25 protein-coding genes and 1 pseudogene are annotated in these 22943 nt (G+C 32.3%); 5 read left to right on the top strand and 21 right to left on the bottom strand.

What is annotated here, in order from left to right; translation table 11 throughout:
• From ABDJ34_RS09750 to ABDJ34_RS09665, 18 genes and pseudogenes are all read right to left on the bottom strand, one after another.
• Nucleotides 1–484, bottom strand: a pseudogene (locus ABDJ34_RS09750) (stalk domain-containing protein); the annotation flags it as partial.
• Nucleotides 471–710, bottom strand: a complete 240-nt coding sequence (locus ABDJ34_RS09745) for a hypothetical protein (protein ID WP_001080402.1) — start codon at nucleotides 708–710, stop codon at nucleotides 471–473. The pseudogene ABDJ34_RS09750 and the gene ABDJ34_RS09745, both read right to left, overlap by 14 nt.
• A gap of 14 nt (nucleotides 711–724) precedes the next feature.
• A complete protein-coding gene (locus ABDJ34_RS09740; RefSeq protein WP_412702213.1) occupies nucleotides 725–3304 on the bottom strand; it encodes a C40 family peptidase in 2580 nt (859 codons plus the stop codon).
• Between the two features lie 7 nt (nucleotides 3305–3311).
• Nucleotides 3312–5735 carry a VirB4-like conjugal transfer ATPase, CD1110 family gene (locus ABDJ34_RS09735; RefSeq protein ID WP_412702212.1) on the bottom strand — a complete coding sequence of 808 codons (2424 nt, stop codon included), beginning with the start codon at nucleotides 5733–5735 and terminating at the stop codon, nucleotides 3312–3314.
• Nucleotides 5626–6036 (bottom strand): PrgI family protein, encoded by a 411-nt coding sequence (locus ABDJ34_RS09730; RefSeq protein ID WP_172092873.1) that lies wholly within the window; start codon nucleotides 6034–6036, stop codon nucleotides 5626–5628. Before ABDJ34_RS09730 ends, ABDJ34_RS09735 begins: the two co-directional genes overlap by 110 nt.
• Before the next feature lies 1 nt (nucleotide 6037).
• The gene (locus ABDJ34_RS09725; RefSeq protein WP_017771943.1) at nucleotides 6038–6328 is read right to left on the bottom strand and encodes a hypothetical protein; all 291 of its coding nucleotides are present in this window, start codon (nucleotides 6326–6328) and stop codon (nucleotides 6038–6040) included.
• Between the two features lie 9 nt (nucleotides 6329–6337).
• Nucleotides 6338–7201 (bottom strand): VirB6/TrbL-like conjugal transfer protein, CD1112 family, encoded by an 864-nt coding sequence (locus ABDJ34_RS09720; RefSeq protein WP_127245015.1) that lies wholly within the window; start codon nucleotides 7199–7201, stop codon nucleotides 6338–6340.
• 10 nt (nucleotides 7202–7211) lie between these two features.
• A complete protein-coding gene (locus tag ABDJ34_RS09715; RefSeq protein WP_000394204.1) occupies nucleotides 7212–7427 on the bottom strand; it encodes a Maff2 family mobile element protein in 216 nt (71 codons plus the stop codon).
• A 1-nt stretch (nucleotide 7428) separates the two neighbouring features.
• Nucleotides 7429–7740 carry a single-stranded DNA-binding protein gene (locus ABDJ34_RS09710; RefSeq protein ID WP_002842311.1) on the bottom strand — a complete coding sequence of 104 codons (312 nt, stop codon included), beginning with the start codon at nucleotides 7738–7740 and terminating at the stop codon, nucleotides 7429–7431.
• Nucleotides 7741–7926: 186 nt separating this feature from the next.
• Nucleotides 7927–8871 (bottom strand): hypothetical protein, encoded by a 945-nt coding sequence (locus ABDJ34_RS09705; protein ID WP_004817469.1) that lies wholly within the window; start codon nucleotides 8869–8871, stop codon nucleotides 7927–7929.
• A gap of 111 nt (nucleotides 8872–8982) precedes the next feature.
• Nucleotides 8983–9258 carry a hypothetical protein gene (locus ABDJ34_RS09700; protein ID WP_004817462.1) on the bottom strand — a complete coding sequence of 92 codons (276 nt, stop codon included), beginning with the start codon at nucleotides 9256–9258 and terminating at the stop codon, nucleotides 8983–8985.
• 18 nt (nucleotides 9259–9276) lie between these two features.
• Entirely contained in the window at nucleotides 9277–11073 is a 1797-nt protein-coding gene (locus ABDJ34_RS09695; protein ID WP_412702211.1) for a VirD4-like conjugal transfer protein, CD1115 family, read from the bottom strand.
• Nucleotides 11066–11800: a BRO family protein gene (locus tag ABDJ34_RS09690; RefSeq protein ID WP_412702210.1), complete on the bottom strand. Its 735-nt coding sequence runs from the start codon at nucleotides 11798–11800 to the stop codon at nucleotides 11066–11068. Before ABDJ34_RS09690 ends, ABDJ34_RS09695 begins: the two co-directional genes overlap by 8 nt.
• A complete protein-coding gene (locus ABDJ34_RS09685; protein WP_000606600.1) occupies nucleotides 11797–12282 on the bottom strand; it encodes a PcfB family protein in 486 nt (161 codons plus the stop codon). Before ABDJ34_RS09685 ends, ABDJ34_RS09690 begins: the two co-directional genes overlap by 4 nt.
• Nucleotides 12275–13102, bottom strand: coding sequence for an ATP-binding protein (locus ABDJ34_RS09680; protein WP_412702209.1), 828 nt, complete (start codon nucleotides 13100–13102; stop codon nucleotides 12275–12277). The genes ABDJ34_RS09685 and ABDJ34_RS09680 overlap by 8 nt, the downstream gene beginning before the upstream one ends.
• Entirely contained in the window at nucleotides 13099–13872 is a 774-nt protein-coding gene (locus tag ABDJ34_RS09675; protein WP_412702208.1) for a replication initiator protein A, read from the bottom strand. Before ABDJ34_RS09675 ends, ABDJ34_RS09680 begins: the two co-directional genes overlap by 4 nt.
• 160 nt (nucleotides 13873–14032) lie before the next feature.
• A complete protein-coding gene (locus ABDJ34_RS09670; protein ID WP_242430113.1) occupies nucleotides 14033–14746 on the bottom strand; it encodes an HsdM family class I SAM-dependent methyltransferase in 714 nt (237 codons plus the stop codon).
• Between the two features lie 206 nt (nucleotides 14747–14952).
• Entirely contained in the window at nucleotides 14953–15078 is a 126-nt protein-coding gene (locus ABDJ34_RS09665) for an LDCC motif putative metal-binding protein (RefSeq protein ID WP_002834945.1), read from the bottom strand.
• Nucleotides 15079–15258: 180 nt separating this feature from the next.
• Between ABDJ34_RS09665 and ABDJ34_RS09660 the strand changes: the two genes are divergently transcribed.
• Genes ABDJ34_RS09660 through ABDJ34_RS09635 form a run of 5 tightly spaced genes read left to right on the top strand, consistent with a single transcriptional unit; the run spans nucleotide 15259 to nucleotide 18266 of the window.
• A complete protein-coding gene (locus tag ABDJ34_RS09660) occupies nucleotides 15259–15663 on the top strand; it encodes a helix-turn-helix domain-containing protein (RefSeq protein ID WP_094223846.1) in 405 nt (134 codons plus the stop codon).
• A gap of 4 nt (nucleotides 15664–15667) precedes the next feature.
• Entirely contained in the window at nucleotides 15668–16210 is a 543-nt protein-coding gene (locus ABDJ34_RS09655; protein ID WP_278726541.1) for an ImmA/IrrE family metallo-endopeptidase, read from the top strand.
• 10 nt (nucleotides 16211–16220) lie between these two features.
• Nucleotides 16221–17639, top strand: coding sequence for a Y-family DNA polymerase (locus ABDJ34_RS10015; RefSeq protein ID WP_457922057.1), 1419 nt, complete (start codon nucleotides 16221–16223; stop codon nucleotides 17637–17639).
• Nucleotides 17629–17964, top strand: a complete 336-nt coding sequence (locus ABDJ34_RS09640) for a hypothetical protein (protein WP_110058382.1) — start codon at nucleotides 17629–17631, stop codon at nucleotides 17962–17964. Before ABDJ34_RS10015 ends, ABDJ34_RS09640 begins: the two co-directional genes overlap by 11 nt.
• 2 nt (nucleotides 17965–17966) lie before the next feature.
• The gene (locus ABDJ34_RS09635) at nucleotides 17967–18266 is read left to right on the top strand and encodes a DUF5960 family protein (RefSeq protein WP_412702207.1); all 300 of its coding nucleotides are present in this window, start codon (nucleotides 17967–17969) and stop codon (nucleotides 18264–18266) included.
• Nucleotides 18267–18678: 412 nt separating this feature from the next.
• On the opposite strand, the gene pepD is transcribed toward ABDJ34_RS09635, so the two are convergent.
• The 3 genes from pepD to ABDJ34_RS09620 all read right to left on the bottom strand — a co-directional run bounded on the left by pepD (nucleotide 18679) and on the right by ABDJ34_RS09620 (nucleotide 22875).
• Nucleotides 18679–20094 carry a beta-Ala-His dipeptidase gene (gene pepD / locus ABDJ34_RS09630; protein WP_412702206.1) on the bottom strand — a complete coding sequence of 472 codons (1416 nt, stop codon included), beginning with the start codon at nucleotides 20092–20094 and terminating at the stop codon, nucleotides 18679–18681.
• 83 nt (nucleotides 20095–20177) lie between these two features.
• The gene (locus tag ABDJ34_RS09625) at nucleotides 20178–21389 is read right to left on the bottom strand and encodes a DUF819 family protein (protein WP_412702205.1); all 1212 of its coding nucleotides are present in this window, start codon (nucleotides 21387–21389) and stop codon (nucleotides 20178–20180) included.
• A 232-nt stretch (nucleotides 21390–21621) separates the two neighbouring features.
• The gene (locus ABDJ34_RS09620; RefSeq protein WP_412702204.1) at nucleotides 21622–22875 is read right to left on the bottom strand and encodes an L-cysteine desulfidase family protein; all 1254 of its coding nucleotides are present in this window, start codon (nucleotides 22873–22875) and stop codon (nucleotides 21622–21624) included.
• Nucleotides 22876–22943 lie beyond the last annotated feature (68 nt).

Raw genomic sequence — 22943 nt, 5'->3', positions numbered from 1 at the left:
TCTTTTCTTTCTCAGCTTCTAACTCCCATTTTGTAGATGAATAATCTTCTTTTAGTTTTGCATTTTCATCTTGTAATCTTTTTAATTCATCTTTAAGCTGAGTAATTTCTGCTATTAGTTCATCATTATTGGAGTTTTTAAGATCCTCGATCTCTTTATCTAATTTACCAATCTTATTATCTTTATCTCTAATCTCTTCTTCTAACTTAGATTTTTCTTGTTTTAGTTTTTCTCCATTATCTTTGCAAGATTCTAGCTTTTTCTTTAATTCATCTATCTTTGATTGGTCTTCTTGTTTCTTTTCATTTAAGTTTTTAATTTGATCTTCTAAATCATTAATATTACTTATAGAACTTTCTATCACTTTTTTACTACCATCTGTATCATCAGCTTTAGCTAGTACATTAGTAGTTGAAGTTGATGTTAAAACTAATAAAAGAGCCATAAAAAAGGCTCTTAGTCTGTTCGTATTAAATTTCTTCATTATGAATGTTCTCCTTTTCTTTTAATTTTTCTTCTCTTTTTCTATCATTGATTTTCTCCATTAATTCTTCCAAGCTAATATTGTTCCTCCTAAGAGTTACAATTATTTCTTCATTTTCAACTTGTATTTCTTCATCGCAAATTTCCTTGTATTTTGCATTTAAATCTTTTAATTTCTCTTCTATTTTTTTCTTTTTGTTTCTAATACTTATAAGTTTTCTGTTCACATAATATCTCCCTTCTATCTTGGTCTTCCAAAACCATAAAAGTGTGATTTCCAATATTTTGAATTTATTGATGTGTATTGAATTGGATCTCCTGCGTGAATCATCATTCCGTTACCTGCATATATGCCTACATGAGATATTGGTGTTCCACTGTTATATGTTGAGTGGAAAAATATAATATCTCCAGGTTGAGCTTCACTTGGACTTACTGGATTGCAATAGTCTTTGTATATTCTCCATGCAGTTGTTCTTGGCATTCTCTTTACACCAGACTTAGTAAATGACCAACATACAAATCCTGAGCAGTCAAAGTTAGATGGTCCACTTGCTCCAAACACATATCTTTTGCCTATATGTTTTTCTGCTTCATTAAATAAGGCTTTGGCAGTAGCTGAATCAAAAGCAAGACCAGGATTTCCAAAGTTTGGATTGTCTACTATTTCTCCTAAGTCCCCGTTGCCTGATCCAAAAACATCTCCCATATTCCCCTTAGCTTCAAGAAGAGCTTCATAATGAACTACATTGTCTGGATAATCTTTAAATATTTCCCTAATAACTTCATCCATTTCTCTTTTCTTTAAAGTTACAATTAACTTTTTATATTCGTACTCTTCTTTTTCATAGCTAGTATAAGGATTACCACGACTATCATATCTAGTTCTTGCTACTGTTCTTGTTCTAATTTCAATTTCTTCTTTAAAATCAAGCTTATACATCTTGTCAAAAAGCTCTTTTAAAATTCCTTTTACTTCAGACGCTGATTTTACTTCTCCACATCTTGAAGTTATATAGGATAAAAGTTCATGGGTATTATGACCAATTTCTCCTTCTTTATTTATAATATATTCGTCATATCCAGGATGACTTGTTTTTACACTTTCGATTTGTGATTGTAGGTCATATTCCATTGATGAAAATTCTTGATTTACTTCATTTAGAACTGTGTCTTGTGATAGGTATGTTGTTGTCATTACTGAGTTTACTGAATTGCTTAGTCCACTCATACCAACACTACCACCACCAATCATGATTGATAGCATAAGACCTAGCCCTATTACTAGAAATAGAACCATCTTGCTTTTTCTTGCTATTATCTCTTTAGAAGCCTTACCTAAACTTAAAATAGATTTTTTAACTCTATCTACAAGTCTTGTTTCGTGCTTTTTAGCTATCATGCTTTTCATTTGTTTTCTCTGATAAAACTTCTTAAATCTATTTTTCTTTATATAGGCGTCTGACTTTTTTAAATCTTCCAAGCCACTTTTAAACTCCAACTTGCTTTTTCTCTTTTTTATTTTCTTATCAAGTTTAGATAGCTTTTTTAAGGACTTTTTCTTTTTGTCTAACTTATACTTCCTTATTCCATGCTGAAGCTTAGAGCTTACATTAGCGACTTTTTCTCCAGATTCTACACCAGTATTGTCAGATCCTGAACTTAAATAATCTCTCACTAATTCTGAAGACTTAGCTCCAGATAATAAAACCCCAGAAGATAGACTTCCTTTAGTTTTATTCTTTAAGATATTATCCTTTAGCTTGCTTTTAGACTTTTCAAGCTCTCCAATCTTTTTATCTGAGATAAAGTCTTTAACATCATGTGATTTCTTAGAATCTTTCGTTGTAACTTTCTTAGATTCATTTTTTAAGTCATCGATTTTCTTTCGAGTGAGTTTATCACTTTCATAATTTTTTCTTTTGTAGTAAGTCTTCTTTTTATTAACTTTCTTTTGTTCTGAAGGTTTAAGGCTTGTTTCCTTTTCATCTTTTATAAATTCAAGATTATTGTCTTTAAACTCAGGATTATCAAATGTTTTATCTGTATCAACTTGGCTTAGCTTATTTTCTTTATCTATTTCTTTAGAAATTTTTTCCTTATCTCGAAACTTCTTTTCTTGATAAAGCTTCTGCTTTTGCTTTTTATCGATGATAGAATTATTTTCGTTCTTACTTACTTCATCTTTAACAAGCTTATCTTTTCTATATATTCTCTTACTCTTCTTCGCTTCAATAGGTTTATCTTCACTTGTGTGGATTCGTTTAGACTCTTTCTCGTTGATTTTGTCTTGGAATTTATCCTTACTATGGATAAGTTTTTCCTCATAATTTTTAAGAACTTGTCTTTTACTTGATGCCTTCTTATTGCTTGTTGGTTGAGCCTTAGCTGAAATATCATCTGTTGTTAGTTTATTAGAATTAATATTTCTACTGTTTTCACTATCAAAATTTACCTTTTTGAAGTCTACATCTAAGTCTTCACCAAGTTTAAAGCTTTCATCTGTCTTTATTTCAAAATTAGCTTGTTTTGTTTCTTTAACCTTATCCTTATTTTCTAAAACTTCTTTTCTAATTCTTTCCTTGTTTTTAGACTTCTGAAAATCTTTTAGTTTATCTTGTTTTTGATTTTTAGATAATATATTCTCATGGATAAGTTTAGATTCTTTTTCTGAAATTTTATCTCCGAACTTATCCTTAGTCTTAATAATCTTATTGGTATAATCATCTGAATGAACAAGTTTACTATCCATATTCTTTTCAGGAGCGTCCCTATTTCGTATAATTTTCTTTTGAAAATCTTTTTTTAGTTTTTTATCCATATCACACCTACTTAGCTTCTTCTGGTTTTGTTGTCATTAACTTATATAACATGGTATCTTTAGGGAATTTATCTATAAATGGAACAATAGTATTTCCAAAGAATAATAGTCCCTCACCTGCATTTGAATTAGTAATATAGTTTAACTGATAAGGCGATATTTTTAATTTCTTAGCAAGAATATCTCTATCCCCAGACGCTTGATTTAACATTAGAACAAAGTCTGTATTATCAAAGATATTTTCAATTTCCTGACTTGTTAAAAGGTCTTTTACGTTTTGAGTTATACCTGTTGGAATACCTCCCCATTTTCTAAATCTTTTCCAGATTTCTACTGAATATGAAGCAGTTTGTGTGTCTTTTAATAAAAGGTGGAACTCATCTATATAGTATCTTGTAGACTTGCTTCCTCTATTTAGGGAAACCTTGTTCCAAACTTGGTCTTGAATTACAAGCATACCTATTTTTTTAAGTTGTGTTCCTAGCTCTTTTATATCAAAACAGAGCAGTTGCCTATTTAAGTCAACATTTGACCTATTATTAAATACGTTAAGACTTCCCTTAACATAAATTTCCATTTCTGTTGCGAGCTTCCTACCAACTCCCTCTTCTTGAGATAGGAGCATATCGTATAAATCTCCTAATATAGGCATATTTTCTGGTTTTGGGTCTTCAAAATATTTTTGATATATCTTTGGTAAGCACCTGTCTATAACAGATTTTTCTGCAGCAGTAAGACCAGATCCTCCTACTACAAGTTCAAGCATAGACATTATGAAGTTTGCCTTATCCTTTAAAGGTGCGTCCCCATCTCCATAGTTCATATTTATATCTAGTGGATTTAGATAGTCCTTTGACTTTGCTGAAACTTTAATAACTTCTCCATTAAATTGTTTTACAAGGTTTGAATACTCGCCTTCAGGATCACAAATAATTACATCATCGTCTGTTACAAGAATTGCATTTGCCATCTCTCTCTTTGCCGAGAAAGATTTACCAGAACCTGGTGTTCCTAATATTAGACCGTTAGGGTTCTTGAGTTTCTTCCTATCTGCCATAATCAAGTTTTGGCTAAGGGCATTTAAGCCATAATACAAAGAATTTGCCGAATCAATAAATAGCTCTTCTGTTGTAAAAGGCATAAAAACTGCCGTTGATGATGAAGTTAAAAATCTTTTTATTTCAACTTGATTAAGTCCTAGAGGTAAGACAGAAACAAGTCCTTGCTCTTGTTGATGAGATAATCTTTTTACCTGACAATTATGTCTGTTTGCAATTGATGAGATTTGAGCAACAGTGTTTTCTAATTTTTGATTAGTCCTAGCAAAATTCATCATTACTATGGTAACTACAAAGAGCCTTTCATCTCTATTCTGTAAGTCAGATAACATGGACTTAACATCAGCCCCAAAAGTATTTATATCTGAAGGAATAATATCCATATCATATCCAGCACGAACTGCTTTCTTTTGTTCTTCAATTTTCATTCTGTCCAGGTCTGTGTTTTTTCTTTTAATGAGTTTAATAGCTTCTGCTTGTTCAACTACATCTATATGAAAAGCTACATAAATATTGTCATCTATATCTAAAAACTCAGATAACATTCTGTCTGATAACTCGCTTGCAAGTATTTGAAAATGGCTTACTGCTCCAATGAATTTCCCAAATTTAAAATTATTTGCTGGTGCAAAATTAAAGATATTGGGAGTTATATGTGACTTTGTAGACTCGTTTTTCTTCAAATCTTTATATGAAAAATCAAAGTTCTTGTCTGGATTTAACATATCATGAACAAGTCTTAGTCTTTCTTCGCCATCAAGACTCTCTGCTCTTACTCCCATAGATTTAAAGTTAGATAAAATATCTACTTCAAGTCTATTTAACTTTGCCCTTGCTTGCTCTAGGTTATCGGCTTCTGTTGTAAAGGTTATATACTTCATCTTTTTAAGTCCGTTATTTCCCTTTGCAAGTTGAAGCTTTAACATCTCCCTAAACTCTTTTCTTACATCGTCATAAAAGTCTCCCTTATCAGCAATTTTAATTGCATCTTGTAGGTCTCTATTTCTTCCTAATTGATTTACATATGAAAGTTCAACGTGGACACTTGGATCAAAAGAATTTAAAAAGTTGGCAAATTGGTTAAAGATTAAATCTCTATCTTCTTCCAATGCCAACTGGTAATTTATATCTTGAAATGAAATTGTCTTTGAATAATTTTTTTCATCTAACTGGCATATGCCCTCTGGTAACATTCTTATATATGGAATAGTATCCTCAACAGTAAATCTCTTTTTCTCTTTCTTTAGAAGTACACTTAGAAGACTATTTGTTGGTTCTTTCTTTGTTTTTAGCCTTCTTACTTCCTTTCGGTCTTTTTTTAATTGTTTTTCCCTTAGATTTAAGTCGCTGATTTGCTTTTTTCTTTGCTTCAAGGTATGCCTCCTTTCTTATTCTCTTAGTTGGTTGATAAAACTTATGAAGATAGAAAAATCTAAAATATTTTTCAAAAGTTAAGGTATCTTTTTCATATAAGGTTATAAAAAAGATTGGCAGGGTTACTATTAACATTACAATGATAGAAACATCATTAGGTAGATATTTCTTCATAAATATATAGGTTGGTATGCCAATTAGTCCTGCCACGGAAAAACCTATAAGTTGTCTTTTCGTTAAGTTAAAGGCAACCTTTGTTTTTATCTTGTCCAAATCTTTTGGTATTGGTACATACGCCATTTTAATCTCCCTCTACTTCTTCTTTGGAAAGTTCAAGTATATGGTCATAATTAGATGTTGTTTCTTCTTCTAGGTAGCTAATTCTTTCTTCTAATTCTTCTTGTTTTTCTTCATTTCTGTCATTGTATTCTCCTTGATACATAACAAATTCATTGTGACATCTTCCGAGTCTGTTTATTCTTCTCTTTAAGCTTCTAATCTCTTCATTTCTTTTTTTCTCTTTTAAGATTTCATAAGTTCCTCCCAATAAAATTCCAAGTCCCAATAAAGTACAATTTTTCTTTTTTAACATTTATTCCTCCTAGTGCGTATTCATAATACTTTTTGCAACTGTTCCACTCTTAAACATCATAAGTCCAAGTAGTAGAGCATATCCTAATATACTAAACAAGCTTGTGTGAATATCTGTAACCTGTACCGTTCTTATTAAAACGGTGTAGATACCTAAACATACCATCAAAAACAAACCTTGTAGTCCCAAGGCAAAAAGTCCCTTGATATAATTTGTTCCAATCTGACCCCATTCTTTATTTCCCATAGTCGCAAATGGTATGGATGATACTGATGAGTAGACATATATTTCAAACATACGCCCATATACTATTAAGGTAATAGTTAAAGATATACATTGAATTGCAATCCTCACTAGACTTGTTTCAACTAATATCATTAAAAGCTCACCTATTTCTTTTTCTTTTAATGTATCAACCATTGCAACTATCTGATCTCCTGAAACAGTGGCAGAAGTAGTGATTACCCCTGCCGCTTTGTTTACAAGATTTTGTGCCACATCAAAGACTGCCATTGAAAATTCAAAGGCATGGCTTGCAAGGTAGACTGCTATAAACATCTTTATAATGTATTTGAAAAACTCAAAAGTATCTGTATCATGCATATTATTCTTTTGCATAACCATATTTATGAGTTCAATACATAATACTGCTGTTATGATAAGACCTGCTATTGGAACGATCACATTATCATTAATGTTTTTTATGAAGTTATACACTTCTCCATTCCAACCCATTGGTGTTTTCCCAACATCAGTTGCAATAACTCCTACCTTGTCATTTATATCTAAGAACATGGACTCAAGATTTGCTTTGATACCTCCGAGTAGCATATCCTTAAAAAATTCAGTTAGCTTGTCAAAGATACCAAACATAGACTTTCTCCTAATTTAAAGCATTTGCAAGTAGTGGAATTAATTTAATACCGATTAGTACAATTCCTCCACCAGCCATAAGCTGCTTAATACCTTGAGATTTAGCACCAGGGTTATCATTACCATAACCTTCCATCAAGTTAATAACTCCCCATGCTCCTAAACCTGCACCAATTGCAGTTACAAGTGTTTTTAAAACTCCAACTCCAGCTGTAAAAAATTCCATATTATTCCTCCTCGTTTTCTTTCTTATTTTCTATTTTGTTTAGTGATTTAACTATAAAATTCTTGTAGACCTTATCTCCTTTTTTATTTTCTTTGAAATATCCAAAGACATGGATTAGATCTCCTTTTTCAAATTCTTTTACAATTTCTACCTTTTCTCCATATACTGAGCAATTTGTATATTCTTTGCCCTTTCCATATTTTTTAACAAGAGCAAAATTTGCTACTTGAACATTTTCTCCATCTTTTTCAAATTCTGAAAATTCAGCTTCCTTAACTAAATTTGCATTAATATTTATCATTTCTCTATCCATTAATTTCTTCTCCTTAATCTAAAAATTTCAATTAAAAAAGCGACTGAACTTTGAATTCAATCGCTAAATGTCTAATATATTAAATTGTTTTAAGTAGGACTTCTTATCCTTACCATTTTAACCTCCTGATTTTGAGTATAAAAAAAGACGATAGAGTTTTTAATTTCTATCGCCCAAATAATATTTTTATCTTAATGTATTCCCATATTTCATTAGTCCATACTTCTCTATTATATCTACTCCCTTATACAGTTCTGCTAATATTCCAGGATAAATATATATTTTATTATTTATTTCTTCAATTTTCATTTTACTTTTAGCCATGTTTGGAAACACATCTTCTCCTTTTAATTCTATTAATTTAATTACTTTATATTTGTCTGTACTAGAAGGTCTAGCTTCCTCTAATCGAATCATTCTTTTTATGTTTGCTATCTTTGAAACGTATTTCAAATCAATAAAATAGTAAAAACTATCTTTGCTCAAAATAAAGTCATATCGATAATTTGAATCTCCAGCAATAACTTCATAACCTAATTTTTCAAAGCCAGCCTGCAAAACTTTTTCTAAAGTAATACCAAAGTGATTAGATGGATCTATATAATTTAATGATTTATATAATTCTGTAGGATATAATTTTATTATTGTATTAATTTTATTATCCCTTGGATTTTTGTCATAGCCAATGATCAAACCATTTACAATATTAAAATTTCCATGAGCTAAAATATTCCTCATATGACTTAAAAACTTTACTGGTTTAGAAAGGTTTTTAGTATCTGCTATATAAATTTTTTGACAATTTACACATATATCTTTAAATTTAGGGTTACCTCCCTCATAACTGTCAATATATTCAGAAATAATATCTATTGGTAATTTAGATTGATCATAAAAAAATATATCATCTGAATCCATTTTTAAACCATTCTGTATAAATTCCATAACAATATCTTCATAAGTTTTATTAAATATTATTGGATTCGATAAACTCTGCCTAGAAGTTTTTACTTCTGGAGAATACCATAACAAGAATGATAACGATAAAAATAGTTCTTGAATATCTTTCATTGGTACAGGTTCGTGTTTAATGCTAATTGAAACCTTTTTAGGACTTTTACAACATCTCATATATTACCTCCTTAGTTATACACATAAAAAATATATCAAAAATTCTTTTGTCTATTATTAATTTATAATCTTGTAATCAAACTGTTGTTATTTAATTTTAGCTTATTATTTTTAGTCTTCTAAAATCGATACTTCAAGGTCTATCGCTTTAAATGTAACAGTTATTCCTATTTCTTCTTTTACTGTTTTTTCAAATAATTCAGCTATATCATATGGGGACATATCGTATATATCATCATACCATTCATTACTTTCATCGTACATTGTCTCACATATTGCTTCAATATAATTTTTCTTATCCCTTGTGAGTTCTGTATCACTTTCCAAAATAAACTGCTCACCATTTATATTTAATATAATTAAAGATGATTTTTTATTTTCACACATTTTGCTTTCTCCGTAAAATCAAATGTTTAACCTATTTATTTTATAACTAGATTTTAGCTTTACCTTATCTCTATTTGTTAAATACTCTTCCACATCAAACAAGTTTCTCTTATCATAATCTTCCAATAACTTATAATTCTTATGCTTTGTAATATCGAATTTATCAGATAGAAAAGGTCTTACTCCTCTTAACTGATAAATACACTTACCGCCATCCATTACAGTTATTTCATCTTGACTCATAAGTTCCTTGCCAGTTTTTTGGTAATTTAGACCAAAAGATTTTTGATTGGATCTTGTTTCTGATGTGTTATATAGGTCTATGGTTTCTTTTCCTAAGGTTTCAGATAATTCTTTTACTGTTGTTTTTTCTTTTCCTCCTAAAAAGAGTGTAGAGTCGCAGTTACCAACTATTGTATCTGCATGGTCTTTATAGATTGCTTTTAATTGAGATTGTGCTTGCAGTATTATGCTTGCCGATATTTCTCTTGAACGAATTGTTGCAATCAATTTTTCAAATTTAGGAATTAATCCTATATTTGCAAACTCATCAAGTAGACACCTAACATGAACTGGAAGTCTTCCACCATACACATCATCTGCCTTATCACATAGAAGATTAAATAGTTGAGAATACATTATTGAAACTACAAAGTTAAAGGTATCATCTGTATCTGATATTATTACGAATAAAGCAGTTTTTCTATCTCCAATTTTATCAAGCTCTAATTCATCTTCGCTCATTAGTTCTCTAAGCTCTCTTATATCAAAAGGTGCAAGTCTTGCTCCACAAGATATTAGAATTGACTTGGCAGTTTTTCCTGCTGCCAGCTTATATTTCTTGTATTGCTTAACTGCAAAATGACTTGGATCTTTCTTTTCAAGAGCTTCAAAAAGCCTATCAATTGGGTTCATATAGGTTTCGTCATCTTCTCTTACTTCACTTGCGTCAATCATATCCAAAAGTGTCTTAAAGTTCTTTTCTTCTTCTGGTGCTTCATAATATATATAACCGATAAGGGCAGTGTAATATAACTTTTCAGCCTTTACCCAGAAATCTTCTCCCGCCTTTTCTCCATCTCCCTTGGTGTTGGCGATAATTGTTTGAACAAGCTTTAAAATATCTTTTTCACTTCTCAAGTATGCAAAGGGATTGTATTTCATGGACTTTTTAAAGTTTATTGTATTTAAAATCTTTATGTCATATCCATTTTCATAAAGCATTTTTCCACACTCTAACACAAGTGTGCCTTTAGGGTCTGTTACTACATAGGAAGAGTGCATTTGCATTAGATTTGGCTTTACATAAAATCTTGTCTTACCTGATCCAGAACCACCTATTACTAATACATTTTTATTTCTAGCATATTTAGGGTTTTTAGGTCTTGAGTTCATTGTTAGTCTTTCGGTATTAGTTATGAGAACATTGTTTTCAAACTTAGGGTCTATATATGGAGCAATATCCTTACTTTCTCCCCATCTTGCAGATCCATACTCTTTACCTTGCCTATATTTCTTTTTGTTTTTACCTTTACTATAAACAATTAGCTTAACAAGAGCAGCAACTGAAATACCTACTAACAAGTCCCTTGGATTAATACTTGGTATATAGGATAAAGTTCCTATATCAGAAATTCCTACCATTATTCTATCAATAATATCTCCTCCAACATATGAATTGATGTGCTTAGAAAAGATATTTCCAATGTAGAAAAAGGATAGGTAAGGAATGTTTGCTAATATAAATTTCTTTGGGTTGTCTATTTTAATTAAGTTTTTAATATCAGAAAGAATAGCTTCTAATATCTTATTCATCGTAGAAACCTTCGCTATCTAATAAAATTAGTAGGTAGTGCCTTCCCTTTGGTGTTATAAATGTTTGTATTCCTACAAGTGTACCTAGTGGATCAACCCATTCCTTGACTTCAAAATATCCCTTGTTCTTTTCTGTATAAGGTAAGAGTTTCTTTTTCTTATCTCTATAAATTAATCCCTTATCCATTAGAAAACTTATAAACTGGTTCTGTGGTATTCCTAACTCTTTGGCAGTATTTCTAAAGTTTGTAAGTAGGTTGTAATCTACTAATTTGTCATAATAGTCTGCCTTTGGTCTTAATTCTTCAATCTCTTCTTCTCTTTCGGCAATAATTCTATTGGCTACCAGAATTGCATCTGCAAGTAACTCTTCATTAGTTTTCTTTTCTTGCCCTACTATATATCCTCCATTTTTTCTAATACTTGGTAAGACTTCTCTAGTTACCCAAGCTTTGAATATTTTTGCTTGTGGTAGTTTTGATGAGAGGATAAGTGAATACAATCCTGATTCGTTAATTATTGAAATATTCTGTATTCCTCCAGGGGTGTTCCATTTCGTTACACCCTTATCTTCCTCATCTACATGGTCATAAACAGCTTTCCTCGGATTGACATAACCTAACATAGTTGCTACTTCATTTGCTATAAAGAAAAACTCACCGTCTTTTTCTATAACAGTGAGTTTCCCAAAATTCTTATTTTCAAATGTTTTTAAATTACTTATCATAAGCTTTGCTCCTTATGTTTATTTTTAACTTTATCTTTGCTGATGGTGTCCTTAGCCATATCTTTAAACTTATTTATAGTCTTCGTTATTGAATCTTTTCTATCGGCCTTTCTTTCAGAAGCCTTAACTGCTTTTTTAAAAGCATGTTCCATTACTTTTATATCCTTAGATTGAAAAAACACAGAGTGGTTACCAGTTTCCTTATCTTTCATAACAGAAAACTTCACTCCGTGTTTATTTAAAATTTTCTTTAGTTCTTTTAACTCAGGATCTTTTAGATTAATTTCTTCTAACTGTCCCTTTTTAACCATATCTTTTAGTTTTACTTCTTCTCCGTTATTTTTTATTACATTTTTCAAGCCGCCTTGTTCCTCTATTTGCTTGTGTACTTTCTTTAAGGCATCAAGAATTGCTTTACTTGTTGCTTTTGCAAGCCTTACTTCAAGATTAAGGCTCGACCTAGATACTTCTTCATTAATCATCTATTCCACCTCCATATAAAAGTAACTCTTTGTATTTTCTTAACTTCTCTTGATGGATTTTTCTTCTAAAATCTTCTCCAGTAACTTTAACTGGTATTGTCATTTCAAGTATTCTTGAATATATCCTCTGATACTCAAGGTCAATATTAGGATTTTGAATTATTTCCAATGATAAGTTTGTAGTAAAAATTGTCGGCCTACCCTTTAGGTATCTTGAGTTTATAATGTTATATACTTGTTCTCTTGCATAAGATGTATCCCTTTCAATTCCAAGGTCATCTAATATTAACAATGGAATATTTGATAGGTTATCTATAATTTCGTTTGAATCAACCTTAAATGCAGATTTTTGTATTTGATTTATAACCTGAGATAAATTCATAATCTTAACTTTAACTTGTTCTCTTGCAATTAATTCATTTGCAATAGAACAAGCAAGATAAGTTTTCCCACTGCCAACATCTCCATAAAATAAAAGTCCAACATTGTCTTTCTTCATTTGTTCAAAACTTTTAGCATAATTGTAAGCAACCTTGTAGGCTTGACCTTTTTCATTTAAGAATTTCTCAAAAGTATATTGGTGCTGGAGCGGCGATGAGAAGCAATCTCTTTTCAATGATGATATTTTCATCAGTCTTTCTCTTTCTTCATTTTCCTTATCTCTTTTTATTTCACATTCGCATTTAATTCTGGGAATAAACTTTGTAAATCCAAGGTCAAGTAATTCTCCATCGACTCTTTTACCGCATACCTTGCAATAGATATGCCCATTTCTTTCAATATCATTTTCTCTTAATACAAAATCTTTTAAACTTGTCATAAACTCTCTCCTATATCGTAATTCATTTTCCTTGTTGTATTATCATTAATGTTTTTCGCCTGATCATTAAGATACCAATTGATTATCGTTGCCTTGTGGTCTTGATACTCTCTGTTATTTGCTTTCATATATGACGAGAGCCTATCAATGTATTCATTAATTCTACTTCCTAACTCATTTGTTAAGTCCTTGTATTCTTCATCAGTCAAAAATATATTTTTATATATTCCATAAGGCTTTTGACCTTTACTAAAATCATTCTTTCTTAACTCATTATTATTAATATTGTTATAGTTACCTTCCGATTTTCGAAAATCTTGACTTTCGATATTCGAATCTCTTGAATTTCGATTATCGAACTTCTGGAATTTTGTTTTTCGAACTTCTTGATTTTTTAATTCCATATTATTGAATATGCTCATAAAGTCTTTAACATAAATTCTGTTAGGCTTTCCCAGTCCTTGTCTTTTCTTTTCAATCAGTCCTATTCCTGATTTAATATCAAGTTCAGCTATTAATTTATTTGCTTTTTCACTGGCACAATTAAATTGATCTTTTATACTTTCAATTGTGTAGTAAATAAAGACTTTTCCATCTTCATCTATCCAGCCATTTTTATATGAAAGACCCATTCGATTAAGCATATATGAATACAAAACTTTAGCTTCAATAGAAATGCTCTCAAAAATCTCATCTTCCATTAATACCATAGGTAACCTAATGAAGTTATACATTTCAGATTGCCTATTATAAAAATAATCAAAATTCATTCTTACCTCCTTTCTTTAAAATAAAAAAAAGACGACAGAATTATTACTTTCTATCGTCTGAGATATACATATTAAATTTTCATCACAAAATAAGACTCTTTAAAGAATCCTTAGTTTTATTGGTATGCTATTTACAATACCCATTGTTAAAATGGATACTCTAAGCAGCACACCAACTATTTATTTTTTGAGTTTTAAACTTTGGTAGAAGTCTTGAACTCCTTATATTTACATAACTATTTGCCTCTATCACTATTATGACACGAAACCCACAACAAGGATCGTACACGCGGCCTTCGTATGGTTCGAGGATTTCTACGAGTGTTTTTACGATGCTTGTTGGTGTGTAGAATTCGCCGGCGTTTTTTCCTTCAAGAGATGCGAATTGGGCGATTGTGTATTCGTAAGTTCGTCCGAGGATGTCTTTTGAGTCTCCGTGTTCTTTTAGTTTCAAATTATTGAACAAATCTACGACTTCTCCGAGTCTTCTTTTATCAAGTTCGGGACGTGCGTAGTTTTTCGGTAGTATTCCTCTTAGTCTGTCGTTTTCTTGTTCTATCGCAACCATGGCTTCGTCGATTACTTTTCCGATTTCTGCTGTCATTGCTTTGGATGCTACGTATTCCCATCTGGCTGTTTTCGGTACGAAGAATACATTTTCTGCGATGTATTCGTCGCGGTCTTCTTCGAATCCGTCACCTTCTTCTAATAGTTGGTTGTATTTTTGTTCGAATGAGTCCGATATGTATTTGAGAAATATCAGTCCAAGTACAACGTTTTTGTACTCTGCTGCATCTATGTTGCCTCTTAATTTGTCTGCCGCTTGGAAAATTTCTTTTTCAAATCCAAGGTTAGCTCCTGTTATGTTATCCATGTGATCACCTGCTATATTTTCATTCTTGTTTATTAAATATTCTTACCTTTTATTATATCAAAATGAGTTTGTTAATTCAGTATTGTAGCTGTTTCTCTGTGCAAAAAAATAAATCGAAAGTTTGGTTTCTTTCGATCTGATTTTAAAAATTAATTTTGTTTTATGAAAAAATCGGATTTGAATAATCAAATCCGATCTGTGATGTTCTATTTATCTTGTTTATTCATTGTGCAACAGTCCAATCTTTCTTCACCGAAAGTGTTTTTGTTTTCGTTGCCCAATTTTTTTAAAAATTCTTCAAAATTTTTCTTTATTTTACTAAAAATTTTCATTTAATCACTACCTTTTTAGTTTCAATGTCAACTTGTTTACACTTATATTATACACCTATTGAGTTTCATTTTCAAATTTGAAAAAAATTTGACGTTATTAGAAGTTTAAATTATAATATTAGTAGTTACAGTTCATATGTTTTGAATTTGAACTTCTAATTTTATTTATGGAGGAATAAAATGAGCTTTGGTGCTAAATTAAAACAACTTAGAGAAGACAGATGTCTTACTCAGACAGAACTTGCGGACAAGCTTGGTGTTACTTTGAAGACTATAAGTAACTACGAAACTAAAGGCACTCGTCCACGCACTCAAGATATGTACAAAAAAATCGCGGAATTTTTCAATGTTGACATCAATTTTTTGTTGACTGTGGAAGATAATTTCGTGCTGGATTCTGCTAAAAAATTCGGATATTCTGGTAAAAAAGATGCGGAGAATTTGGTGGATAATTTGTCAGGGCTTTTTGCTGGAGGTTCTCTTCCTGAAGAAGACAAGGACAAACTTTTCAATGCGATTGCTGAGGCGTATTACGAAGCCAAGTTGGAGAATAAAAAATACGGAAAAAACAAGAATAAAAGGTAGTCTTATGTACAATAGATGGATATATGATAAGGTAAATAGTTTGGTTGAAAAATACCACACCAGAAATCCCGAGGAGCTTTTGGATTTGTTGGGAATTAAGCTTCATTATATCGATAGTCCGTCCAAACTTTTGGGAGTGTATCAGGTAATTCTTAGAAATAGGGTTATTTTGATTGCGAACAACATCGGAAGTTTGAAAAAAATCGTACTAGCTCACGAGATTGGCCACGACCAACTTCACAGAAAATACTGCATTGATGGCCACGCTTTTCACGAGAACAAGGTGTTCAATCCTACTGATGTTTTTGAAAATGAAGCGAATATTTTCGCGGCTCATCTTTTGATTTCGGATGAAGATTTGATCAAAACGATGCGCGAGTACACTGACGACAAGACTATGGCATACAAGTTAGGTGTGGATATTAATTTGTTGAATTTGAAAATATCTGAAATGGTGAAGCTGAACAAGTTTCCCACAGATATTTGCTATATTGAAAATCCAAAATCGACTTTTTTGGAAGATTACAGTCCGTTGGATGACGAGTAAGGAGGTTGTTATGGGACTTATAGATTACTCTTTGGAGCCAAAATCTGATATTGCTTTTGTGGATATCAAAAGTTTTTATGCAAGTGTAGAATGCGTCAAGAGAAATCTGAATCCCTTGACAACTTCTCTTTGCGTTATGAGTAATTCCGACAATGCAAGTGGATTAATTCTTGCAAGCTCTCCAACTTTCAAGAAAGTTTTTGGAAAGAAGAATGTCGGTAGGGCTTTTGATTTGCCTTTTCACGTCCACGATAGGAAGTTTAACTTCCAATCAGCTCTCAGACAAAATTTACCAATAACTGATTCATATATCAGTTACATCGAAACGTGGGCGAAAAACACCGTCATCGTTCCTCCTCGAATGGCTTTGTACATTGAAGAGAATTTGAAAATCCAGAAGATTTTCATGAATTACGCCTCCAAAGACGAGATTCTTCCCTACTCTATCGACGAGGGGTTTATCGATTTGACAACTAGTTTGAACTATTTTATCCCCGATAAAACAATATCTCGCAAGGACAAGTTGGATTTGATATCTTCTAGGATTCAAAACGAAATCAGAAACAAAACTGGATTGTATTCTACTGTTGGAATGAGTAATTCCAATCCTCTGTTGGCTAAGCTTGCGCTGGACAATGAAGCGAAGAAAACTGTAAATATGAGGGCAAATTGGTCTTACGAAGATGTAGAACAAAAAGTGTGGAATATTCCAGATTTGACAGATTTTTGGGGAATCGGCGAAAGAACGAAACGAAGGCTGAATAAATTGTGTATCTTTTCAGTGAAAGATCTCGCAAATTCCAATCCTGATATTTTGAAACGAGAATTCGGGATAATGGGCGTGCAGTTGTGGTTTCACGCGAATGGCGTAGATGAATCCAAAGTCACACAACCTTACAAAGGAAAATCCAAGGGACTGGGCAATTCACAAGTTCTTCCCAGAGATTACTCCAAGAAAAGTGAAATCAAAATAGTTCTAAAAGAAATCGCAGAACAAGTTGCTATAAGAATTCGACGAATCAGAAAAAAAGCGACTGTAGTGTCAATTTATGTTGAATATTCCTACAAGGAAAACAAAAAATCCATCCACTCACAAAAAACCATCTCCCCTTCCCAATCAACAGCAGAGCTAACAGCTCATGTTATGGATTTGTTTCACAAGAAATATCAGGGAGGATCTGTGAGAAGACTTGGCGTAAGTTATGAAAATTTGGTGGACGAAGCGTGCATATCATTTTCACTTTTCGAAGACATTGAGAAAATAGAAAAACAGAAAAATTTGGAATCTGCAATCGATGAAATCAGAGACAAATACGGATTCACTTCCATTCAAAAAGCGACATCTCTTATGGAAGGATCGCGTGTTATCGAACGAAGCAAACTAATTGGAGGCCACTGCGGCGGAATGGACGGCACTTATGATTATTAGAAATTATCTTCCTTACAAATCAGCCAGGGAATATTGCGACAGAAAAATGGCTAAATGGATGGGATTTTTCCTATCAGAACACACGACAGCACTACATTCGATGACTGAAAATGTAAGCGTACAATCGTTGGGTGCGAGTAGTTTGCTTTTACTTATAAGCCAAGCTTTTCTGAATGATTTCACAGTCGAAATCTTCACCCACAACAACAAATCATACGTAGGGACAATCTACGATTTTTTCGAAGACAAGATATATTTTGAAAGCGACGGTCAAATGATAGAGATAAAATTCGACAATATTTTGAACATTAATTTGATGGAGTAATTATGAATACATTACACAAAAATACTTTTCAATTCGATTATTTTTCGGACAATTTCATAGCTTTTGAAAAAGATTTTTACAAATACGCAAACATCAACGTACCACTTACATTCTTGACAGACGACATTTTAGAACACATGGTGTCTACAAAAAATGATTATTTCAGGATAAACGCGAAAAACTGCAAGGATAACCGCGACCATTATTTTATCTTCAGAAAAAATTTCGCAAAAGAAAACAAATCCATAATTCTTTTTGAATACATCTGCCACAAAACGCAATCGGAACTTAAAAATTTGTAGAAATTTTATTTACTTGTGTTGTAAAGTTGCGGTTTTGCTATGTCGTGAAATAAAAATAAATTTCATAACAAAGGAAAGTAGAAAACCAGTTTGCACGAATATCTAGACTTCGTAAATTTGTGATTTCTAAATCTCAAAATCCTAAAATTTGAAGCACGCTATCGCTTACGCGGTCAAATTTTGGACGGATTTTTTCGATTTGAAATCAGATAAATTTTCTCCGTATGATATTCTTAGCAAAACTGGTAATCTACTTTTGTTTCACAGAAACAGGTAAATATAAACTCGTAATCCACTTTATTTCTTATTCGCACACACAAAAACCCTTATGCACACGACAACAAAATCGTCGATTTCTATGCATAAGGGTTTGTTTATCACAGTTTTTCTCTGTGATTTATTTTGTCAAAAACTAAAGTCTTTCTAGAAGTGATTTCACAAATTCGTAAGTTCTTTGTGTAGATTCAATTGAAAGTCTTTCCTTAGGACTGTGAACGTCTTTCATAGTAGGTCCAATGGAGATCATTTCCATGTCTGGGAAAGTATCTATGAATACTGCTGGTTCCAATGCTGCGTGAACAACTTCAACCTTCATTTCTTTTCCAAACAAATCTTTGTAAGTTTCAAGCGCCAAGTTTCTCAATTCAGACTCTTTTGCAAATGCCCATGGTTTGTAATAATCTTCCTTCTTAACTTCAAATCCATATTTTTCATAAACTTTTGACACATCTTCAGTGTGTGCGTCGAAAGTTTCTGGGTTTGAACTTCTAAGAGAAATAGTTACCTTCAACACATCGTCCTTTATTTCAAATATTGCCAAGTTGTTTGAACATTCAACGATATCTGGGTATTCCTTCATCATGCTGTACACTCCGTGAGGGACCTCTTCGATGAAAGATAAGATATCTTTTTTGTCATTTTCATCCAATACTTTGTCGGCGTTGTCGCATTTTTCAATCTTAACTCTCATATCCTTATCCAATGGATATTTTGCAATTAAATCGGAAAAATCAACATCGTAATCGTCTTCGTTAGAACTGAACACAACCTTCGCATCTCTTGGAATAGCGTTGTGTTTTGTTCCACCTTCTATACTAACAAGTGCTAAAGGAGATTTTTCTTCGATTAACTTCAAAGCTTCACGTGCAAATTTGATGGAGTTACCTCTTTGTTGGTGAATTTCCATTCCTGAGTGACCACCAAGCATGTTGTTAATATTCATAACAAAAGTGTTTTTCATTTTATTGTCCACGTAATTTAGTTTTTTCGTACCAATTATATTGTGTCCACCAGAACAACCAGACAACAAAATTCCTTCTACTTCAGCGTCAATATTCAAAAGTTTTCTACCTTTGATATTTTCTCTCTTCAAAGCTCTCGCACCGACCATTGTAGTTTCTTCGTTAGTTGTAACCAACAACTCAAGCGCTGGATGTTTAGCGTTTTTGTCTTCCATAATCGCAAGACCAATCGCACTTGCAATACCATCATCTGCACCCAAAGTAGTGCCTTCTGTTTTAACCCAATCGCCATCTACAACTAGTGGAATAGGATCTGTCAAAAAGTCGTGGTCAACGCCGTCTGCTTTTTCTGCAACCATATCCATGTGACCTTGAATTACAACTGAAGGATGATCCACATAATCTGGATGAGCAGGTTTTCTGATAATTATATTGTTGCTTTCGTCTTGGATTGTTTCAAGTCCCAAATCTTTTCCAGTCTTGTACAAGAAATCACTCACTGCTTGTTCATTTCCAGATTCTCTAGGAATTTTAGTCAATTCTTCAAAATAATGAAACACTCTTTCTGGTTTTAAATTTTCTAACATATTTTCTCCTTTTCTGTTCAAATTACTCTTCAAACAAACACATTCTTTGAGATTAACCCAAAGAATGTGTTCAAATTTCTAAATTAATGTAACAATATTCCCGAAAGAATACCGTAGTAGTTACCAATTACATAACCTAAAGTACCTACCAGAAGTGCAGGAACGATAAGTTCTGTCCAACCTTTTGATACAGCCATTGCTGCTGCAGTAGTTGGTCCACCGACATTCGCATTTGATGCGATAATGATTTCTTCGATATTGAATTTGAAAAGTTTTCCAAATATCAATGAAACTATTAAGTTGATTAATACAACGATTAATGCAAATACTAATAACAATGGAGATTCTCTCAAAATCAATCCTATTGAAGCTGGCGCTCCAATAACTGCGAAGAATAAATAAATTAAGAAAGTACCAATTTCTTGGCTACCTCTGATTGATGAAATTTGTTTAGGAAATACTGATGCAAGTATCATAGTAAATGTAGTCATTAACAAGTATTTGTTTCCCAATAATCCACCAAAAATTGCACTTACAGCGCCTTCGCCTTTGAACAAATCTCCAAATACAGTAGCTAATTTGTCAGAAATGGCTACGATAACAAATGATAATGCAACTGTTAATGCAATGTCTTTAAGAGAAATTTCTTTTGCTCCCCAATATTTTGCAGCCATAGTTTTATTAGCTTCCTTGTCAGATTCTGATTGTTCTTCCAAAGCGTTAACAAGTGGCATCTTATAGTGTTTCTTGATAACAGCCATTGTTGGAAGTGCCATCAATGTGAAGAAATATAAAGCCATAAGTAAGTTATCTGCAACTAATGCAGCTGATACAGTTGCTCCAGGAACCTTGTATTGTTGACTCATTGCAACGAAGTTTACTGAACCACCAGTATAAGTACCCACAAACATTGGAACGATATCGTTCAAAGCAGGAATTGCATTCTTCAAAGCAAAGTATGCAACAAATCCACCTAGAACAGTTCCAATACCACTTAATAAGTAAATAATTAAAACTCTTCCTGAATCTCTACCAATTTTTTTGATATCAGCGTTAAATAACAACATTGGTACAGCCAAAGGAACTACATAATCCCATACAGCATCATAAACAGGTGCTTCTGTTGGAATAATTTTAAGGTTTGACAAAATTAAAGTAAAAGTCAAAGCCAAAATACATCCTGTAACCTTACTTGCCCATGTATATTTTTGTTCCAAAAATATTGCAAGAGCAGCACATGATGCCAACACAGCCCAAAGTATCCAAGTACTTTCGGCACTAATAAATGATCCCATAAGAATCCTCCTTCAAAATATTTTATTTAATTAAATTATAATACTAATAAATAAATTATGCAAGTATTTTCCCGATTTAAAATTATCTAATTTCTATTAATCTTGTACACATTTAATCTGTATTTTACGTGTTTATATTGTATTCTTTAGTATCGGTAAAACTTTGTTATGAAAATGTTTCTATTTCCTGAATAAAAAATGGAGCATCAGCTTAGCCAATACTCCTCATAATTTATTTTTGAATCATCGTATTTAAAACGATAATGTCTGTTTCCTTCATACCTTCCTTAGCAACATAGCCAATACTTCTGATAGTTTCTTCGATATTGTCTTTTAACAAACCATCTCCAGGTTCGAAGTTTCTGTTATTTTTCGCCAAATAATATCCTGAAATTCCTGCATCTACAGCTGTTGCGATTTTTGCAGCACAGGATGGTTTCGCACCGTCACAAATCATACCAGATGCAATCATCAACGCATTGCCGATTGTTTTTTCAATCAAATCCAAATCCTTAGTTTCCATGTAGCAAATTCCAGCTCCTGCTGCAACTCCTGCGGATGTAACTCCACAAAATGCTGAAAGTCTTCCTATAAATCTTTTGATGTGAAGTGCTGTCAAGTTTGTTACCAAAAGTCCACGATACAATGTTTCGCGGTCGTAATTTTTTTCGTTTGCAAATACAACAAGTGGCATCGTGCAAGTTATACCTTGGTTTCCACTTCCTGCGTTTATTACAACTGGAAGAGAACATCCACTCATACGTGCATCTGATCCTGCTGCAGCTCTTGCCTTAGCTTTCGTTCTGATAGATTCATCTTCGTCTATCAAAATCTTGCCCATTGCAACTCCCCATTTTCCAGTCAATCCTTCATCGGAAATTTCAGAATTTAAAGTGATTTGTTTTTCCAATAAATCTTTAACTTCATCCAAATCCACATTGTTTGCATATTCGTAAATATCTTTGATTGAAAGTTCGTCGTAATTTTCGTATTCTGGAGTGTGAGTGTAGCAATTATCAATATGTATTACCTCATCATTTTTGGTAACCTTAACTATGTTTGTGTGTTTATTTTTGATTTCTACATCCACAGTATTTCCATTGTCATCCTCTGCTACAATTTCAATGTCTAAGTTTTCCACGCCTTCTTTTAAACTAACAGTGATGATGTCCTTTGCCATCAAATCCTTCGCAGCCTTGATGTCATCTTCTGTAACCTTTGACAAAACCTCAAGCCCAAGACAAGAATCACCCGCAACAGTTCCAATAGCAGTCGCAGCTTCCACGCCCTTCATACCGTTAGTGTTTGGAACAGTAACACCCTTAACGTTTTTGATGATGTTTCCTGAACACTTAACCTCTATCTTACATGGAATAACCCCCAAAACTTCCCTAGCCTTAGCCGCTGCCAACGCAATAGAAATCGGTTCAGTACATCCCAACGCCATAATTAATTCAGATTTTAATAATTCAGTGTAATTCTTCATTTGTACTCCTCAATAAAAAATAAATTTATAACAATTTCGTCTATATATTAACCATTATAACACTACAA

Source organism: Finegoldia dalianensis (genome assembly GCF_046255015.1).
Classification (GTDB): domain Bacteria; phylum Bacillota; class Clostridia; order Tissierellales; family Peptoniphilaceae; genus Finegoldia; species Finegoldia magna.
Note: the sequence above shows the minus strand (reverse complement) of the source record. Positions and strands in the feature narration are given on the sequence as shown.

Bases quoted from the DNA above. Each gene is read 5' to 3' on its own strand.
- ABDJ34_RS09670 (WP_242430113.1), bottom strand. From the start codon at position 14,746: ATGGATAACATAACAGGAGCTAACCTTGGATTTGAAAAAGAAATTTTC.
- ABDJ34_RS09675 (WP_412702208.1), bottom strand. From the start codon at position 13,872: ATGAATTTTGATTATTTTTATAATAGGCAATCTGAAATGTATAACTTC.
- ABDJ34_RS09690 (WP_412702210.1), bottom strand. From the start codon at position 11,800: ATGATAAGTAATTTAAAAACATTTGAAAATAAGAATTTTGGGAAACTC.
- ABDJ34_RS09680 (WP_412702209.1), bottom strand. From the start codon at position 13,102: ATGACAAGTTTAAAAGATTTTGTATTAAGAGAAAATGATATTGAAAGA.
- ABDJ34_RS10015 (WP_457922057.1), top strand. From the start codon at position 16,221: ATGGGACTTATAGATTACTCTTTGGAGCCAAAATCTGATATTGCTTTT.
- ABDJ34_RS09715 (WP_000394204.1), bottom strand. From the start codon at position 7,427: ATGGAATTTTTTACAGCTGGAGTTGGAGTTTTAAAAACACTTGTAACT.
- ABDJ34_RS09705 (WP_004817469.1), bottom strand. From the start codon at position 8,871: ATGAGATGTTGTAAAAGTCCTAAAAAGGTTTCAATTAGCATTAAACAC.
- ABDJ34_RS09685 (WP_000606600.1), bottom strand. From the start codon at position 12,282: ATGATTAATGAAGAAGTATCTAGGTCGAGCCTTAATCTTGAAGTAAGG.
- ABDJ34_RS09635 (WP_412702207.1), top strand. From the start codon at position 17,967: ATGAATACATTACACAAAAATACTTTTCAATTCGATTATTTTTCGGAC.
- ABDJ34_RS09740 (WP_412702213.1), bottom strand. From the start codon at position 3,304: ATGGATAAAAAACTAAAAAAAGATTTTCAAAAGAAAATTATACGAAAT.
- ABDJ34_RS09640 (WP_110058382.1), top strand. From the start codon at position 17,629: ATGATTATTAGAAATTATCTTCCTTACAAATCAGCCAGGGAATATTGC.
- pepD (WP_412702206.1), bottom strand. From the start codon at position 20,094: ATGTTAGAAAATTTAAAACCAGAAAGAGTGTTTCATTATTTTGAAGAA.
- ABDJ34_RS09720 (WP_127245015.1), bottom strand. From the start codon at position 7,201: ATGTTTGGTATCTTTGACAAGCTAACTGAATTTTTTAAGGATATGCTA.
- ABDJ34_RS09620 (WP_412702204.1), bottom strand. From the start codon at position 22,875: ATGAAGAATTACACTGAATTATTAAAATCTGAATTAATTATGGCGTTG.
- ABDJ34_RS09695 (WP_412702211.1), bottom strand. From the start codon at position 11,073: ATGAATAAGATATTAGAAGCTATTCTTTCTGATATTAAAAACTTAATT.
- ABDJ34_RS09655 (WP_278726541.1), top strand. From the start codon at position 15,668: ATGTACAATAGATGGATATATGATAAGGTAAATAGTTTGGTTGAAAAA.
- ABDJ34_RS09665 (WP_002834945.1), bottom strand. From the start codon at position 15,078: ATGAAAATTTTTAGTAAAATAAAGAAAAATTTTGAAGAATTTTTAAAA.
- ABDJ34_RS09660 (WP_094223846.1), top strand. From the start codon at position 15,259: ATGAGCTTTGGTGCTAAATTAAAACAACTTAGAGAAGACAGATGTCTT.
- ABDJ34_RS09710 (WP_002842311.1), bottom strand. From the start codon at position 7,740: ATGGATAGAGAAATGATAAATATTAATGCAAATTTAGTTAAGGAAGCT.
- ABDJ34_RS09625 (WP_412702205.1), bottom strand. From the start codon at position 21,389: ATGGGATCATTTATTAGTGCCGAAAGTACTTGGATACTTTGGGCTGTG.
- ABDJ34_RS09730 (WP_172092873.1), bottom strand. From the start codon at position 6,036: ATGGCGTATGTACCAATACCAAAAGATTTGGACAAGATAAAAACAAAG.
- ABDJ34_RS09725 (WP_017771943.1), bottom strand. From the start codon at position 6,328: ATGTTAAAAAAGAAAAATTGTACTTTATTGGGACTTGGAATTTTATTG.
- ABDJ34_RS09700 (WP_004817462.1), bottom strand. From the start codon at position 9,258: ATGTGTGAAAATAAAAAATCATCTTTAATTATATTAAATATAAATGGT.